Origin of the sequence: Frisingicoccus sp., assembly GCF_048388605.1 — a bacterium.
Taxonomy (GTDB): domain Bacteria; phylum Bacillota; class Clostridia; order Lachnospirales; family Lachnospiraceae; genus Frisingicoccus.
In genome coordinates this window covers 64222-80236 of record NZ_DBGCTU010000051.1, presented here as the reverse complement: position 1 = coordinate 80236, position 16015 = coordinate 64222, and the positions used below count along the sequence as shown (strand labels likewise).

Annotated in this window: 16 protein-coding genes; all 16 read left to right on the top strand. The window is 47.4% G+C overall.

From position 1 onward, the window contains the following. Positions 1 to 35: 35 nt before the first annotated feature. The 16 genes from ACMN7X_RS13750 (at position 36) to ACMN7X_RS13675 (ending at position 15994) form a co-directional block, all read left to right on the top strand. Positions 36 to 1385, top strand: a complete 1350-nt coding sequence (locus tag ACMN7X_RS13750) for an MATE family efflux transporter (RefSeq protein ID WP_418748071.1) — start codon at positions 36 to 38, stop codon at positions 1383 to 1385. An 18-nt stretch (positions 1386 to 1403) separates the two neighbouring features. Further along, the gene (locus ACMN7X_RS13745; RefSeq protein ID WP_418748026.1) at positions 1404 to 2267 is read left to right on the top strand and encodes a DegV family protein; all 864 of its coding nucleotides are present in this window, start codon (positions 1404 to 1406) and stop codon (positions 2265 to 2267) included. A gap of 66 nt (positions 2268 to 2333) precedes the next feature. Then, positions 2334 to 2993, top strand: a complete 660-nt coding sequence (locus ACMN7X_RS13740) for a YkgJ family cysteine cluster protein (protein ID WP_418748025.1) — start codon at positions 2334 to 2336, stop codon at positions 2991 to 2993. A gap of 14 nt (positions 2994 to 3007) precedes the next feature. After that, a complete protein-coding gene (locus tag ACMN7X_RS13735; protein ID WP_418748024.1) occupies positions 3008 to 3904 on the top strand; it encodes a 3-hydroxyacyl-CoA dehydrogenase family protein in 897 nt (298 codons plus the stop codon). 13 nt (positions 3905 to 3917) lie between these two features. Then, positions 3918 to 5198 carry a dihydroorotase gene (locus tag ACMN7X_RS13730; protein WP_418748023.1) on the top strand — a complete coding sequence of 427 codons (1281 nt, stop codon included), beginning with the start codon at positions 3918 to 3920 and terminating at the stop codon, positions 5196 to 5198. A 14-nt stretch (positions 5199 to 5212) separates the two neighbouring features. Then, a complete protein-coding gene (locus tag ACMN7X_RS13725) occupies positions 5213 to 6562 on the top strand; it encodes a cytochrome c biogenesis protein CcdA (RefSeq protein ID WP_418748022.1) in 1350 nt (449 codons plus the stop codon). A 123-nt stretch (positions 6563 to 6685) separates the two neighbouring features. Continuing rightward, a complete protein-coding gene (locus ACMN7X_RS13720) occupies positions 6686 to 7591 on the top strand; it encodes a Rossmann-like and DUF2520 domain-containing protein (RefSeq protein ID WP_418748021.1) in 906 nt (301 codons plus the stop codon). After that, positions 7588 to 8415, top strand: coding sequence for a 3-methyl-2-oxobutanoate hydroxymethyltransferase (panB, locus tag ACMN7X_RS13715; RefSeq protein ID WP_418748020.1), 828 nt, complete (start codon positions 7588 to 7590; stop codon positions 8413 to 8415). The genes ACMN7X_RS13720 and panB overlap by 4 nt, the downstream gene beginning before the upstream one ends. A gap of 12 nt (positions 8416 to 8427) precedes the next feature. After that, complete coding sequence (gene panC, locus ACMN7X_RS13710; protein WP_418748019.1) at positions 8428 to 9279, top strand: pantoate--beta-alanine ligase; 852 nt, start codon at positions 8428 to 8430, stop codon at positions 9277 to 9279. Then, complete coding sequence (panD, locus tag ACMN7X_RS13705; protein ID WP_418748018.1) at positions 9276 to 9677, top strand: aspartate 1-decarboxylase; 402 nt, start codon at positions 9276 to 9278, stop codon at positions 9675 to 9677. Before panC ends, panD begins: the two co-directional genes overlap by 4 nt. Then, positions 9678 to 10883, top strand: a complete 1206-nt coding sequence (coaBC, locus tag ACMN7X_RS13700; RefSeq protein WP_418748017.1) for a bifunctional phosphopantothenoylcysteine decarboxylase/phosphopantothenate--cysteine ligase CoaBC — start codon at positions 9678 to 9680, stop codon at positions 10881 to 10883. A 19-nt stretch (positions 10884 to 10902) separates the two neighbouring features. Continuing rightward, positions 10903 to 11679, top strand: a complete 777-nt coding sequence (locus tag ACMN7X_RS13695; RefSeq protein WP_418748016.1) for a type III pantothenate kinase — start codon at positions 10903 to 10905, stop codon at positions 11677 to 11679. A gap of 150 nt (positions 11680 to 11829) precedes the next feature. Beyond that, positions 11830 to 12822 (top strand): sugar isomerase, encoded by a 993-nt coding sequence (locus ACMN7X_RS13690; protein WP_418748015.1) that lies wholly within the window; start codon positions 11830 to 11832, stop codon positions 12820 to 12822. Positions 12823 to 13078: 256 nt separating this feature from the next. Continuing rightward, complete coding sequence (locus tag ACMN7X_RS13685; RefSeq protein WP_418748014.1) at positions 13079 to 13924, top strand: MurR/RpiR family transcriptional regulator; 846 nt, start codon at positions 13079 to 13081, stop codon at positions 13922 to 13924. 119 nt (positions 13925 to 14043) lie between these two features. Continuing rightward, entirely contained in the window at positions 14044 to 14670 is a 627-nt protein-coding gene (locus ACMN7X_RS13680) for an AAA family ATPase (RefSeq protein WP_418748013.1), read from the top strand. Continuing rightward, positions 14639 to 15994, top strand: a complete 1356-nt coding sequence (locus tag ACMN7X_RS13675) for an MATE family efflux transporter (protein WP_418748012.1) — start codon at positions 14639 to 14641, stop codon at positions 15992 to 15994. Before ACMN7X_RS13680 ends, ACMN7X_RS13675 begins: the two co-directional genes overlap by 32 nt. The last annotated feature ends 21 nt before the right edge of the window (positions 15995 to 16015 follow it).

Genomic DNA, 16015 nt, shown 5'->3' with positions numbered 1-16015 from the left:
TTGTCGTGGAAGAAAAACAGGAAAAAAGATTTGAGATGGATATGTGCAGCGGTCCCATTATGAAAAAGATGCTGATGTTTGCCATACCGCTGGTCTGTTCCAGTGTTCTTCAGCTGTTGTTTAATGCTGCGGATATTGTGGTCGTCGGACGTTTTGCGGGGGACAATTCGCTGGCAGCGGTGGGCTCGAATACAGCGCTGATCAATTTGCTGACGAATTTGTTTATCGGCTTATCTGTCGGTGTGAATGTTCTGACCGGGTTATGCTATGGAGCAAAACAGGAGAAGGAATTAACGGAGACAGTGCATACGGCAATGCTTTTGAGTATATTCAGCGGTTTGTTTTTACTGGTGGGCGGAATTTTGAGCGCCCGGGTGCTTCTCGAATGGATGCAGGCGCCGGAGGAAGTCATCGGGCTGGCGACGCTCTATCTTCGAATTTATTTTGTTGGTATGCCGGCGGTGATGATCTATAATTTCGGCAGTGCGATTTTGAGAGCGGTGGGCGATACGCGTCGGCCATTGTTTTATCTGACGGCGGCCGGAATCATTAATGTGATCTTAAATCTCTTTTTTGTTATTATATGCCGGTTGGATGTGGCAGGGGTTGCTTTGGCTACAGTGATTTCGGAAACAGTGTCCGGCGGCCTTGTATTCTGGTGCCTTATGAAGGAAAAGGGCGGTATTCAGTTAATTCCTTCCAGGCTTCGTATTTATAAAGATAAGTTGATGAAGATTTTGCGGATCGGTCTGCCTGCCGGTTTTCAGGGAATTGTATTTTCATTGTCGAATGTGCTGATTCAGTCTTCGGTGAATCTTTTCGGGGCGACGATCGTTGCCGGAAATTCAGCGGCGGCGAATATTGAGGGCTTTGTTTATGTTTCCATGAATGCGTTCCATCAGGCAACGGTTTCTTTTACAAGCCAGAATATGGGGGCGGGGAAGCATGAGCGGATCAATCGGATCCTTCTTTGCGGCGAGATTTGTGCGTTGATCGTAGGCGTTGTTATGGGCAATGCCTGTGTTATTTTTGGAAATTCATTACTGGGAGTTTATTCTTCCAGTCCGGAGGTTATACAGGCGGGACTTGTCCGCCTGAAGGTTGTTGCTGCAACCTATGCACTCTGCGGGATGATGGATGTCATGGTTGGAAGTCTGCGGGGAATCGGTTATTCCATTATGCCGATGGTTGTTTCGACGATTGGGGCCTGCGGCCTTCGGATTTTGTGGCTGGCGACGATTTTCCAGATACCCGAATTTCACAGGGTGCAGGTGGTGTATTATTCGTACCCGGTTACATGGATTGTTACTTTGATTGCTCATGTCATTTGTTTTATATGGGCCAGAAGGCGAATCTCAAAGCGGGCTTTGCAGGCAGCAGTATAATTCTAGGAGGGATTACAGATGAAAACAGCGGTTGTGACGGACACGAACAGTGGTATCACGGCGGAAATGGGCAGAAAATTGGGTGTATTTGTCGTACCTATGCCGGTGATCATTGATGGAAAGACTTATTATGAAGGAGAAAATCTTACTCAGGAAGCTTTTTTTCAAAGTCAGATGAGCGGCGGAGATATTACAACTTCTCAGCCGTCGCCGGGAGATGTGATGGATTTATGGGAGCGTATTTTAAATGACGGGTATGATGACCTCGTGTACATTCCCATGTCCAGCGGTTTGAGTAATTCATGTGCCAGTTCCATGATATTGGCAAGAGATTACGACGGTAAGGTGCAGGTGGCCGATAATCACAGAATTTCGGTGACTCAGTACGCTTCTGTGCTGGATGCCGTCAAATTGGCAGACGAGGGAAAAAATGCCTTTGAGATAAAGAAAGCATTGGAGGCTGCCGCCTATGATGCAAGCATTTATATTGCAGTGGATACGCTTGAATTTTTGAAAAAGGGCGGACGGATCACCCCGGCTGCGGCAGCGATCGGCAGTGTGCTGAATATTAAACCGATTCTTTCAATTCAGGGGGACCGGTTGGATGCCTACGCGAAAGCCCGGGGGATGAAACGGTGTCAGGCAAAGCTGATCGAGGCGCTGAAAAATGATTTTAAAGAGCGTTTGAAAGACGCGGATATGTCAAAGGTGCGGGTCGGAACCGCCGGCTCTTTTCGGAGCGCGGCGGATGCGGAGGCATGGAGGCAGGAAGTGGCAAATGCTTTTCCGGGCTTTGATGTGATCTATGGAAATCTCGGATGCAGTATTGCGACTCACACCGGCCCGGAGGCCAGAGGCATCGGCTTCTATAAAGTACTGTAGCCCTTTCGGCAGGCGGATCATAAAAATAGCTTATTTGGCGAATGGCAGTAAAATGAGGGATAAACCATGAAGAGATATGTGGATATGGCGGATATTTCCGATGGAAAATATTACAGCTCCGGCGATATGGTCAAAGCCGGATGCAATGGCTGCGGAAGCTGCTGCCGGGGAATGGGAAAAAGCATTGTTCTTGATCCTTTGGATGTATTTCGGCTGACAAAAGGACTGGAGTGTTCCTTTGAAGCGCTTATGAATGATAAAATTGAATTAAATGTTGTGGACGGTATTATTTTGCCGAATCTGAAAATGAGAGGTCCATCGGACAGCTGTGCTTTTCTGGATGATGAAAATCGATGCCGGGTGCATGCTTACCGCCCGGGAATCTGCCGGTTGTTTCCTATGGGACGCTATTATGAAGAAAATAGCTTTAAATATTTTCTTCAGATCCATGAATGTAAAAATCTTCATCCCTCCAAGGTAAAAATCAAAAAATGGCTGGATGAGCCGGAACTGAAACGACAGGAGGCTTATATCATACGGTGGCATTATTTTCTTAAAGAGATTCAGGAGAGACTGGATGCGGAAAATGATGACAGCCTGCGTCGGCAGGTGAGCCTTTATATACTGCAGAAATTTTATATGGAAGCTTTTCCGGTTGACGGAGATTTCTATGCCCTGTTTGAGTCCAGAGTGGAAGAAGCCTTGCTTTGTTTAATGAAAATGTGAAAGGACATGATTAAATGATGAAAATTGGTATTTGCGGAACAGGGCTTATGGGAGCCACGATGGCTCAGATATTTGCGGAGAAAGGATATGAAACCTGTATTTGGGGGCGGACGGAAGCCTCTCTGGAAAGAGGAAGAAAAATTATTACTTTGGAGGCGGACGCACCTTTGCGTTTTACGACTCAGTTGGAAGACCTGAAACAGTGCGATATTATTATTGAATCTATAGTGGAAAATCTGGCGGTAAAGCAGGATTTTTTCGAGCGTTTGTCAGAGATTGTGGATTCGGAAACCATTCTTGCAACGAACACTTCCGGCCTGTCCATGAATCGGATTTGTGAACGGGTCAAGGGGAAGGAACGTTTTCTGGGGATGCACTGGTTTAATCCTTCGAATCTGATTCCTTTAATAGAAATAATCTGTAATGAAAAAACGGAACAGAGATATGTGGATGCAGTTTATGAGCTGGCGAAGGCAATTGGAAAGAAGCCGGTGATCTGCCGCCGGGATGTTCCCGGATTTATTGCCAATCGGATTCAGTTTGCTGTTTTGAGAGAGTGTATGGATATTGTGGAAAAGGGAACGGCAACGATTGAGGATGTAGATGCGGTGATGAAATATGGACTCGGATTTCGGTATGCGGCTTATGGTCCTTTCGAAGTGGCGGATTTTGGCGGCCTGGATACTTTTTATCATATTTCCGAATATCTGAATCAGGATTTATGTGATGCAAAGGAGCCGCAGAAAACGATGAGAGAATTGTATGAGCAGGGAGATTATGGTGTAAAAAGCGGTCGGGGCTTTTATGATTACAGCGCCGGAAAGGGAGAGGAAGCTGTAAAAATTCGAAACAGGAAGTTCAAAGATATGAAAGAATGTCTGGATAAATGGGAAACCTATGGGAAGGAATAGAGGAGGAACAGCTATGTTATGGATTAAAAACGGGCGATTGGTGGACCCTAAAAGTCAGACAGATAAAGTATGCGATATTTGCATTGAGCGTGACCGTATTGCGGGAATCACACCGCCGGGAGGTGCGGAACAAAAGCACCGGGAATCGGATGAAATTATTGATGCTGCCGGTATGGTAGTGGCTCCGGGGTTGATTGACGTCCATGTCCATTTCAGAGAACCGGGATTTACTTATAAAGAGGATGTGTCTACCGGGGCAGCGGCAGCGGCAGCCGGAGGTTATACGACAGTCATTTGTATGGCGAACACAAAACCCGTGGTGGACAATGAAGAGACATTAACTTATCTGCGGCAGCGGGCAGCCAAAATGCCGATTCATGTGCTGAATACAGCGGCTGTAACGAAGGGCTTCGGCGGTGCGGAACTGACGGATATGATAGGTTTAAAGGCTTTGGGCGCTGTCGGTTTTACCGATGATGGTGTTCCGATTAAAGATACGGCGGTTGTCATGGAGGCCATGAAAATGGCGAAGGCGCTGGATGTGCCGCTGAGTTTTCATGAAGAGGACCCGACTCTGATCGGCAGCTTCGGGGTGAATCAGGGGCCGGTATCTACCGCTGTCGGCGTGGAGGGCGCTCCGGCGGTCGCAGAGGATGTGCTGGTAGCCAGAGACTGTGCGCTGGCGTTAAGTACGGGGGCTTCCATCGATATTCAGCATATCAGCAGCGGAACATCGGTGGCGATCGTGCGTGCCATGAAAGCTCTCGGAAAAAATATTCATGCTGAGGCGACACCGCAGCATTTCTCCCTGACAGAGGAAGCGGTTTTGGCTAAGGGAACTCTTGTAAAAGTAAATCCGCCGATCCGTACGGAGGCGGACCGCCAGGCGATTATTCAGGGATTGATGGATGACACCATTGATTATATCGCAACAGATCATGCGCCCCACAGTGCTGAGGAAAAGGCGAAGGATATGAAATCGGCTCCGAGCGGCATGATCGGGCTGGAAACCGCATTGGCCCTGGGCATTACCAATCTGGTGAAGCCGGAGTATTTGAGCCTTTCCCATTTCCTTGAGAAGCTGACGATAAATCCGGCAGAATTATACCATCTGGATGCGGGGTATGTGGCTGTCGGCGGAAAGGCGGATATGGTTATTTTTGACGAAAATGAACAGTGGACGGTGGGGGAGCATTTTAAATCAAAGGCCTCCAACTCACCGTTTATCGGCGAAACCCTGCAGGGCAAAGTAAAATATACGATCTGCGGCGGAAAGATTGTATACAGGGATTGACAGAAAGGGACTTTATGAATTTTAACGTTGAAACGGGGATACCATTTATTACAGTGTTTATTCAGGGCTTGCTCAGCTTTTTTTCACCGTGTATTCTGCCGCTGGTGCCGTTGTACATCAGCTATCTGGCCGGCGGCATGTATCGGATGGATGAAAACGGGAGAATTTCTTATCCGAGAAAAAAAGTATTGCTCCACACCCTTTTCTTTATTTTAGGCATCGGTTTTGCCTTTATTTTGATGGGACTCGGATTTACGGCAATCGGGCGTTTTTTCAGCGGCAATAAGGTATGGTTTACCCGGATCGGCGGTCTTATTATGATCGGATTCGGTCTTTATCAGTTGGGCGTTTTTGGAAAATCTCAGTCCATGGAGCAGACTCATCGTTTGCCGTTTTCCATGGAGGGGAAAACTTTCGGGCCTTTTATGGCGCTCCTTCTCGGCTTTACCTTCAGCTTTGCGTGGACGCCTTGTGTCGGCCCCGTCCTTGCCGGTGTTTTACTTATGGCGTCGTCCGCGGCGACAGCTGTTTCCGGTTTCGCGTTAATAGGCGTTTATATGGCAGGCTTTGTCCTGCCTTTTCTTGCTGTGGGAATTTTTGCCGGGGCTGCCCTGGATTTCTTTAATCGGAGACGGCAGGTCATTCAATATACGGTGAAGATTGGCGGCGTTTTATTGATTCTCATGGGCGTGATGACGATGACAGGATGGATGAACGGAATCACCGGATATCTTTCCGGTCTGGGAGCAGACAGCCGGAATGAAGCGGCTCTCGGGGAAACGAGTCAGACGGCTTCTGAGGCGGTGAATACGTCTGAGGCGAAGAATAAAGGAGAAATCTCTGAAACGGAAGCAGAGACGGCTGCGGAAACCTCCGGTGAAACCGAAGAGAACGGGAAGCAGACGGTTGCCGCCCCGGATTTTACGCTGGTTGATCAGTTTGGAAACAGCCATACGCTGTCAGAGTATAAGGGAAAGACCGTTTTTCTGAATTTCTGGGCCACCTGGTGCGGACCGTGCCGCATGGAGATGCCTTATATTCAGAAGGTTTATGAAGAATATGGCAGCAACGGCGGCGATGTGATCATTTTGGGTGTGGCGAATCCGAAAACGGAGGAGTATCCGAATAACAGCGATGTGTCACAGGAAGAGGTTGAGCTCTTTTTATCCGAAAATGGCTATACCTATCCGGTGGTCATGGATTTGGACGGAAGCATTTTTGCCGCCTATGGCATACAGGCATTTCCAACAACCTTTATGATCGATAAAAATGGAAATGTTTATGGCTATGCGCCGGGAAGCCTCAGCGAAGATATGGTTCGGAGCATCATCCGCCAGACTGTTGATAGTGTGGAAAATAATTGATATTATAGTAAAAATATGGTATGATAGCTAACGGATAGTATTCCTCAGGAAACTATACCGTGACACTTGTTTGCAAATCCTGGATTTAAATCTTTTGAATCCGTAATGGAACTTATATCGTGAGTGAATGGGATTCCGTGGGAGCATCACCTTGGAAGGAAGGTGATAGGGATGAGAATAGGATTTGTTGGTGCAGGGAAAGTTGGCTTTACTCTGGGAAAATACATGTCGGAACGCAACGTGTGTGTATCCGGATACTATAGCAGAAGTGAAGAGTCGGCCAGACAGGCATCTCTTTTTACACATACAAAGTATTACGAGACACTTGAAGAATTGATAGAGTCTAGTGATGCTCTCTTTTTGACGGTTCCGGACGGGGCCATCGAAGGTGTATGGAATTCGACAAAACGATATTCTTTGACAGGCAAGTTTATTTGTCACTGTAGCGGTGTGATGACAAGTGCCGTATTTTCTGAGATTGACCAAATGGGAGCATTTGGTTATTCTATCCATCCTTTGTTTGCGATTCACAGTAAATCGCAATCGTATCAGGAAATTTCTCAAGCATATTTTACAATTGAAGGACCGGAGAAATATTTGGATTTCTGGAAAGATTTTTTTGAAAAACTCGGAAATCCGGTGCGGGTGATCCGGGCAGAGCAGAAGGCGCTCTATCATGGTGCCGCCGTTTTTGCCAGCAATCTGGTCACGGGCCTGTTTGAAGCGGGGGTCAATTTATTAATGGACTGCGGCTTTGACAGGGAAAGCGGGGAAGCAGCGCTTAGCCCTTTGTTTCTCCATAATTGTCAATCGGTAGCCGGTGTGGGAACGGTAGCCGCTTTGACGGGGCCGGTAGAGCGGGCGGATGAAAAGACGATTCAGAAGCACTTAAATGTGCTGCCGCCGGAAGAAAGAGAAATTTATATACGATTGTCTGAGATATTGGTGAATATTGCAAAACGGAAACATCCGGAGAGGGATTATCACAGTTTATCCCAAATATTTGAAAGGAATGGAGAAGTAAAATGAAAAACACAGTTGCAACCTTTAAAAAGGCAAAGGAAGACGGAAAGAAGCTGTCCATGCTGACAGCCTATGATTATTCGACGGCAAGTCTTTTGGATGCCGCCGGAATTAACGGAATTCTTGTGGGGGATTCCCTTGGAAATGTTATTCTCGGTTATGAAGATACCATTTCTGTCACAATGGAAGATATGATTCATCACGGGGCCGCCGTGTCCAGAGGGGCGAAAAATGCCCTTGTTGTTGTGGATATGCCGTTTATGTCTTATCAGGGTTCCGTTTATGATGCGCTGAAAAATGCGGGACGTCTGATGAAGGAAGGCCGGGCCAATGCGGTGAAACTGGAAGGCGGCAGCGAGGTGGTTCCTCAGATTCAGGCGATCGTTCAGGCCGGAATCCCGGTCATGGGACATTTGGGACTGACACCCCAGTCGATCAATGCTTTTGGCGGTTACAAGGTGCAGGGGAAGGACGAAGCGGCGGCTCAGAAGCTTTTGGATGATGCAAAAGCGATTGCGGCGGCCGGTGTCTTTGCCATTGTATTGGAGTGTGTGCCGTCTGCTCTGGCAAAAAAAGTAACTGAGGCAGTGGATGTGCCGACGATCGGCATCGGCGCGGGCGCTGATTGTGACGGACAGATTCTTGTATATCAGGATATGCTCGGAATGTTCTCTGATTTTACGCCGAAGTTTGTAAAACGTTATGCAAATATCGGGGAAGCGATGAAAGCCGCATTTAAGGGCTATATCGATGAAGTGTGCGAAGGCGCCTTCCCGGCCCCGGAGCATGGATACGGCATTTCAAATGAAGTCATTGAGAAATTATATTAGGAGGCGATCGGGATGCAGATAGAAAAGACAGTCGCCGGTGTGAAAGCGCAGGTTAAGGCGTGGAAGAAAGAGGGATTGAGCATCGGTTTGGTCCCAACCATGGGTTATCTTCATGAAGGACATAAAAGCCTGATCGATCGTGCCGTGGCGGAAAATGACCGGGTGGTCGTCAGCATTTTTGTCAATCCGATCCAGTTTGGGCCAACGGAAGATCTGGAGAGCTATCCGAGAGACTTGAATGCGGACAGCCTTCTCTGCGAAAAAGCCGGAGCGGCATTGATTTTTGCGCCGGAACCTTCCGAAATGTATGGGGAAGATTTTACAACCTTTGTCGATATGAGCGGTGTGACCGGGGAACTTTGCGGAAAAAGTCGTCCGATTCATTTTCGCGGTGTATGCACAGTCGTCAATAAACTTTTTAATATTGCCATGCCGGACAGGGCATACTTCGGACAGAAGGATGCGCAGCAGTTGGCGGTGATCCGCCGGATGGTCAGGAATCTGAATATGAATTTGGAAATTGTCGGCTGCCCGATCATCCGTGAGGCGGACGGGTTGGCGAAGAGTTCCAGAAATACTTATCTGTCGGCAGAAGAACGGCAGGCCGCCCTCGTTTTGAGCCGGGCCATTAAGACAGGACAGGCTATGGTTCAGGCCGGAGAAAAAGACGGAGAAAAGGTGCTTGCCGCAATGCGTCAGCTGATTTCCGAAGAGCCGCTGGCCCGCATTGATTATGTGGAGATGGTCAAATGGGATACCATAGAAATTCATCACAGAGTGGACTGTCCGGTGTTGGTGGCTATTGCCGTATTTATCGGAAAGACGCGATTGATTGACAACTTTATACAGGAGCAGACGATATGATAATGACAATGTTAAAAGGAAAAATTCACCGGGCAACGGTCCTTCAGGCAGAACTGGATTATGTGGGAAGCATTACGATTGATGAGGCGTTGATGGAAGCTTCGGGCATTTGTGAGTATGAACAGGTGCAGATCGTGGATATTAATAACGGACAGCGTTTTGAAACCTATGTGATCGCCGGAGAGCGCGGCAGCGGCATGATATGTCTGAACGGTGCGGCGGCCCGGATGGTGCAGGTCGGCGATAAGATTATTATCATGTGCTACGCGGGAATGACATCGGAAGAGATGGCCGGATATGCGCCAAAGGTTGTTTTTGTTGATGATGAAAACAAGGTAAAACGAATCACACATTATGAAAAGCACGGACTTTTGGCCGAAATGGATGAGGTGGAATAAATGCTGAAGGGAAAGACGGTTGTACTCGGTGTGACGGGAAGCATTGCGGCTTATAAGATTGCGGGGCTGGCCAGCCGCCTCGTCAAACAGCATGCGGATGTCCATGTCATTATGAGCAAAAATGCAACAAATTTTATCCATCCGACAACCTTTGAGTCTTTAACAGGCAACAAATGTATGGTGGATACCTTTGACAGAAATTTTCAGTTTCATATTGCCCATGTATCCCTGGCCGGCCGGGCGGATGTGATGCTTGTAGCTCCGGCGTCGGCCAATATCATTGCCAAGATGGCTTACGGTATTGGGGATGATATGCTGAGTACGACAGTACTGGCGATGACCTGTCCGGTGATTGTTTCACCGGCGATGAATGTGAATATGTTTCATAATCCGGTGGTTCAGGACAACCTGCGCCGTTTGGCTGATTACGGGAAAATCATTATTCCGCCGGAAAATGGCTATCTGGCCTGCGGTACGACGGGGGATGGCAAAATGCCTTCGGAGGATGTGCTGTTTGACTACATTGTCCGGGAGATTGGCCATGAAAAGGATTTGACAGGCAGGAAGATTCTTGTCACCGCAGGGCCGACCCGGGAACCCCTGGACCCGGTGCGTTTTCTCACCAATCATTCAACGGGAAAGATGGGGTACGCCATTGCCCGTCAGGCGATGCTTCGCGGCGCCGAGGTGACTTTGATCAGCGGACCGGCGGCGCTGACGCCCCCGCCTTTTGTGGAGGTTGTGCCGGTCATCCGGGCAGCGGATATGTTTGAGGCGGTAAAGGCACGATGGGAAAGCCAGGATATCATCATTAAAGCGGCTGCAGTGGCGGATTATACGCCGCTGCGGACGGAAGAAGATAAGATCAAGAAAAGGGGTGCGGATATGACGCTGTCCCTCGGCAGGACTCAGGATATTCTTGCATGGCTTGGAGAGCATAAAAAGGAGAACCAGGTGCTCTGCGGCTTTTCTATGGAAACCCGGGATGTGCTGGAAAATTCCAGGGCAAAGCTGGAACGGAAAAACGCGGATATGATTGCGGCGAACTGTCTGAAAGAGGATGGCGCCGGATTCGGGACAGATACAAATCATCTTACTCTGATTAGCAAAAAAAACGTTGCTGATCTGCCGATGCAGTCGAAAGAGGCGGCGGCGGATGAACTTCTCGATGCACTGAAAATTTTGTGGGACGAGAAAAATGACTGAATAAAGGAGGAAATGACACATGATCGCGGCAGTGGATATCGGAAATTCGAATATCGTCATTGGCCTGATGGATGAACAGAGAAAAGTCTGTTTTTCCGGAAGGATACGAAGTGACCGGCAAAAGACAAAAGAAGAGTTTATGATTGAATTAAAAACCCTTCTGGATATCTATCATGTGACGCTGGAGGGCGTCCAGGGAATTATCATTTCTTCGGTTGTTCCGGGGCTTACAGATGTGGTGCGCGAGGGCATGGGCCTGATGACAGGGCTGACACCTCTGGTGGTCGGCCGCGGAATCCGTACCGGCATCCGCATCGCAACGGATCAACCGGCCAGTCTCGGATCGGATTTGGTGGTGGATGCGGTGGCTGCCGTGGAGGAGTATTCAGGGAAGATCGTCATATTTGATATGGGAACGGCCACAACCTGTTCCGTGGTCGATGAGCGCCGGTCTTATCTGGGCACGCTGATCATGCCCGGGGTGAAGATTTCCCAGGATGCGCTGACAGAGAGAACCTCTCAATTACCCTACATCCGTTTTGAAAAACCGAAGCATATGATAGGAAAAAACACCATTGAAAGTATGCAGAGCGGTTTGATCTACGGCAATGCAGCGATGGTGGACGGCCTTATTGAGCGGCTGGAGGAGGAGCTTGGCGCCGGGATAACAGTGCTGGCGACAGGCGGTATCGCCGGAGTTATCGTGCCGTTTTGCCGGAAGAAAATCATTTATGACCCGGATTTACTTTTAAAAGGGCTGTGGTATATTTATCATAAAAATGCTAAAGAGAATTAAAAAAGGATGGTGCCGTAAAATCATTGAGTGAAATGGTTTTGCGGCGCCTTTTCTTTTGGAAAAAGTTATTTACACCTGTTTTTTGATGTGTTACCATGAGAATACAATATATAATGTTATAAGACGTATTAAAACGAAAGGGGAATACATATGAAAATTCAGGAAGAAGTAAAAAATGTGATCGAAAGAATTTTAAAGGAAAAAGAATCTGTCGGCGGTATTCAAAATGTGGTGTGGATTGCAGCGGGAGGTTCAAACGGCGGATTTTATCCGGCCCAGTATTTTATGGACAGGGAAAGCCGGACGCTGCGCTCTCAATCGTTTACAAGTAATGAATTTGTCTTTGCAACGCCGAAATTTGTGGGAGAGAATACGCTGGCTGTGATTTGTTCCATGCGGGGGACACCGGAAACCTGTAAAGCTGCCGGAATTGCAAAGGAACGGGGCGCGGCGACCATTGGCTTATACGTGCTTGAATCGGAGCTGACCCGGATATGTGATAATAATATCAAATATGAGAGCATTGCCCTGGATGAAAGCCGGACGGAGCGGGTCAATTCCAGTATCGGCCTCTTGATCGCGATGACGCTGACTGAGCTGTCGGAGGGCTATAAAGGTTATGCCGATGCAGTGGCCGCCTTTGATATTGCGGATGATATTTATCGGAAGGCCGTCGAGTATGCGACACCGCTGGCAAAAAAATGGGCGGAGCAGAATAAGGATGAAAAGACGATTTATGTTATGGGCAGCGGCCCGGCCTGGGGTTCGGCTTACATATTTTCAATCTGCAATATTGAGGAGATGCTTCAGATTGATTCGCCGACGGTCAATTGCTGCGAATTTTTCCATGGCCCGTTTGAAGTGCTGGACAAAAACACCTCCGTATTCCTTCTTGTGGCCGATGGACGGACTCGTCCGGCCGATGAGCGGGCGGTGACCTTTTTGAAACGGTACGGCGGAGAAAAGGTATATATACTTGATGCTAAAGAATTGGGGATCAATCGGATCCCGGATACGGTATGTGAATATTTTAATCATATACTGTTTTCACCGATTTTGAATAATGTATATATGAGACAGTTATCTTATGCCATAAAAAAGGATTATAATACACGCCGTTATATGTGGAAGGTCGAATATTAAAATGTCAAATTGACACTCCATGTATTAAATGATACAATCTAAAATATACCCATGCGAAGCATTTGATATACGGGATACCCGAAAGGGTATACCTTATCGCGCGAAGCTTGACGAAGCGCGCCCATGCGAAGCATCTGATATACGGGATGCCCGAATGGGCATACTTTATCGCGCGGAGCCTGACGAAGCGGGCCCATGCGAAGCATTTGATATACGGGATACCCGAAAGGGTATACCAAGGAGGGGGACGTGAAAAATGTCGGATTTTTTAACAAATCTCAACCAGCATTTTGATTCTTTTACCCATTCTCAAAAGCTGACGGCCAATTATTTAACGGATCATATGACGGAGTTTGCCTTTAGCACACTGGAGAATCTGGCAGAAAAAATTGATGTCAGCACGACAACAGTGATTCGTTTTTCAAGGGCGTTGGGTTATAAAGGCTTTTCTGAAATGCAGAGAGATATTCAGGCGGAATTAAAGCAGAAGGAATCCCTGCCGGGACGGCTGGCAGATATGCCGCCGATTTCAGACAATCATCTGTTGAGGGAATCTTTTGAGAATGATATAAAAAATATTCGAAAGACGCTGGAAGTACAGCGGGATGAGGATCTGAAAAAGGCTGTTGAGATTATTTCCGGTGCGAAAAATATTTATGTCCTCGGTATGCGAAGCTCTTTTGCAGTGGCCCATTATATGGCGTCTCAACTGGGAGAGATCAAGAAGCATGTGAATCTGATCCAGTCTATAGGCATGATTTATCCGGAGGAGATTGTCGGGGCCGGAGAGGGCGATGTGTGCATTGCGTACTTATTTCCAAGATATTCCAAAGTGGCGGCAACGATGATCACATGGCTGCGGGAGCACGGCGCAAAAGTCGTATTGATTACCAGTATGAATTATGGCGCGGTGAGCGGTTATGGCGATGTTATTCTGCCCTGCGCTATTTCCAGCGTCACCTATAAGAATTCTTTCGCGGCGCCGTTGTGTCTGACGAATTATATGATTGCAGCGCTGGCTAAGCAGAATTATGAGGAAGCAAAAGAGGTGCTTTCCCGCACAGAGTCTATATTGGCTCAGGGATATTATCTGGGGATATAGCAGGAAGCAGGAACGCAGCACGGGGTATGTATTGCGGGATGCCCGAAGAGGTATGTGAAGATAAGGAGCCGTGGTTAAACAATCATGGCTCCTATGATTGTAAAGAGGAGGCGATTGTTGTGAAACATTTTGTGATTACGATTAGCAGAGAGTATGGTTCCGGGGGCCGTCTGATCGGGCAGGCGCTGGCGGAACGTTTGGGAATTGATTTTTACGATAAGGAAATCATCAATATGTTGATGGAAGAGAGTGGTTTTACGCGGGAGACGGTGGAGGAATGGCAGGAGAAGAAGACTTCCAGTTTTCTTTATAATCTGTACATGTCCACTCAGGAAAGGCCTTTGTCCGATCAGATCTATCTGGCAAAGACAAGGGTTGTCAGCCAGCTGGCGGATAAGAGTTCCTGTGTGATCGTCGGCAACTGCGGCGACTATATTCTGAGAGAAAGAGATGACGTGCTCAGCTTTTTCTGCTATGCGCCTCTGGAGGAACGTATGGAGCGGGTTCGCACGGTTTACGGGGAAAACCCGGAGAATATGCCGAATTATGTGAAGAAGGTAGATAAAAAGCGGAGCGATTATTATAACCATTTCACGATGAATCGTTTCGGGGATTACCATAATTTTGATGCGTGTATGAACACAAGTATTGGTTTGGAATTAACAACAGATATTTTAGAGAACATGATTCGAGGAGTTTTTGGAGGAACGGAAGATGAATCAGGAAAATGTACAGCAGGAAAATAAAATGGGAACCATGCCGGTCAACCGGCTTTTGGTGACCATGTCGATACCGATGATCATATCCATGCTTGTGCAGGCATTGTATAATGTCGTGGATAGCGTATTTGTATCTCGGATTAATGAAAATGCTTTGACGGCCGTTTCGATGGCCTTTCCTATTCAAAATTTGATGATTGCCGTGGCTGTCGGGACCGGTGTCGGTACAAATGCCCTGTTGTCCCGAAGTCTTGGCGAGAAAAATCAGGAGATGGCGGATAAGGCGGCGAATAACAGTGTATTTTTAGCCTGTGCAAGCTACATTGTTTTTCTTATTTTCGGATTGACCTGTTCAGAGTTATTTTATAAACTTCAGACAGATATACCGGAGATCATTGCTTATGGAAAGGATTATATATCCGTTGTTTCTGTTTTGTCCTTTGGTTTGTTTTTACAGGTGGCTTTTGACCGTATGCTGCAGGCAACGGGGCGGACCTTTCATACGATGTTTACTCAGGGCGCCGGGGCCGTGATCAATATTATTCTGGATCCGATCCTTATTTTTGGATGGTTTGGCCTTCCTAAGATGGAGGTGGCCGGCGCAGCTCTGGCCACAGTTATTGGACAGATCATTGCGGCAATTATCAGCGCTGTGTTGAATATTACAAAAAATACGGATATTCATCTTGAGTTTCGGGATATGAAGCCGGACAAAGAGGTGATCGGGCACATTTATGCTGTGGGTCTGCCATCGATTATTATGAGCAGTATCGGATCGGTGATGACTTTCTGCATGAATAAGATTCTTATGTCTTTTACATCCACGGCCACGGCCGTGTTCGGCGTATACTTCAAGCTGCAAAGCTTTGTATTTATGCCGGTGTTCGGACTGAATAACGGCATGGTGCCGATCATCGCCTTTAATTACGGTGCGAAACAAAAACAGAGAATTATGAAAACGATGAAACTGGCCATGGTATACGCCTTTGGAATGATGGCTGTCGGATTACTTATTTTCCAACTCTGTCCGGCAGTTCTTTTGGAATTGTTTAATGCTTCGGATTCCATGCTTGCTATTGGAGTTCCGGCCCTTCGGACGATCAGTATCAGCTTTCTGTTCGCGGGCTTCAGTATTGTCAGCATATCCATGCTTCAGGCGTTGGGACACGGTATTTACAGTATGTTTATTTCTGTTGGACGTCAGTTGGTCGTACTGATCCCGGTGGCCTATCTGCTTGCCCAGACAGGAAATCTGCATCTTGTATGGCTGGCATTTCCGTTGGCGGAAATTATGGCGATCGTTTTGAGCATTATTTTCATGCGAAAAGTTTTAAAATCTCTGGATTTTTAAAAATATAAAGAATAACTGTAA

Coding starts and splice junctions, on each gene's coding strand:
- ACMN7X_RS13730 (WP_418748023.1), top strand. CDS start 3,918: ATGTTATGGATTAAAAACGGGCGATTGGTGGACCCTAAAAGTCAGACA.
- ACMN7X_RS13690 (WP_418748015.1), top strand. CDS start 11,830: ATGAAAATTCAGGAAGAAGTAAAAAATGTGATCGAAAGAATTTTAAAG.
- ACMN7X_RS13685 (WP_418748014.1), top strand. CDS start 13,079: ATGTCGGATTTTTTAACAAATCTCAACCAGCATTTTGATTCTTTTACC.
- ACMN7X_RS13735 (WP_418748024.1), top strand. CDS start 3,008: ATGATGAAAATTGGTATTTGCGGAACAGGGCTTATGGGAGCCACGATG.
- ACMN7X_RS13740 (WP_418748025.1), top strand. CDS start 2,334: ATGAAGAGATATGTGGATATGGCGGATATTTCCGATGGAAAATATTAC.
- panD (WP_418748018.1), top strand. CDS start 9,276: ATGATAATGACAATGTTAAAAGGAAAAATTCACCGGGCAACGGTCCTT.
- ACMN7X_RS13675 (WP_418748012.1), top strand. CDS start 14,639: ATGAATCAGGAAAATGTACAGCAGGAAAATAAAATGGGAACCATGCCG.
- ACMN7X_RS13725 (WP_418748022.1), top strand. CDS start 5,213: ATGAATTTTAACGTTGAAACGGGGATACCATTTATTACAGTGTTTATT.
- ACMN7X_RS13745 (WP_418748026.1), top strand. CDS start 1,404: ATGAAAACAGCGGTTGTGACGGACACGAACAGTGGTATCACGGCGGAA.
- ACMN7X_RS13750 (WP_418748071.1), top strand. CDS start 36: ATGGATATGTGCAGCGGTCCCATTATGAAAAAGATGCTGATGTTTGCC.
- panC (WP_418748019.1), top strand. CDS start 8,428: ATGCAGATAGAAAAGACAGTCGCCGGTGTGAAAGCGCAGGTTAAGGCG.
- ACMN7X_RS13695 (WP_418748016.1), top strand. CDS start 10,903: ATGATCGCGGCAGTGGATATCGGAAATTCGAATATCGTCATTGGCCTG.
- coaBC (WP_418748017.1), top strand. CDS start 9,678: ATGCTGAAGGGAAAGACGGTTGTACTCGGTGTGACGGGAAGCATTGCG.
- panB (WP_418748020.1), top strand. CDS start 7,588: ATGAAAAACACAGTTGCAACCTTTAAAAAGGCAAAGGAAGACGGAAAG.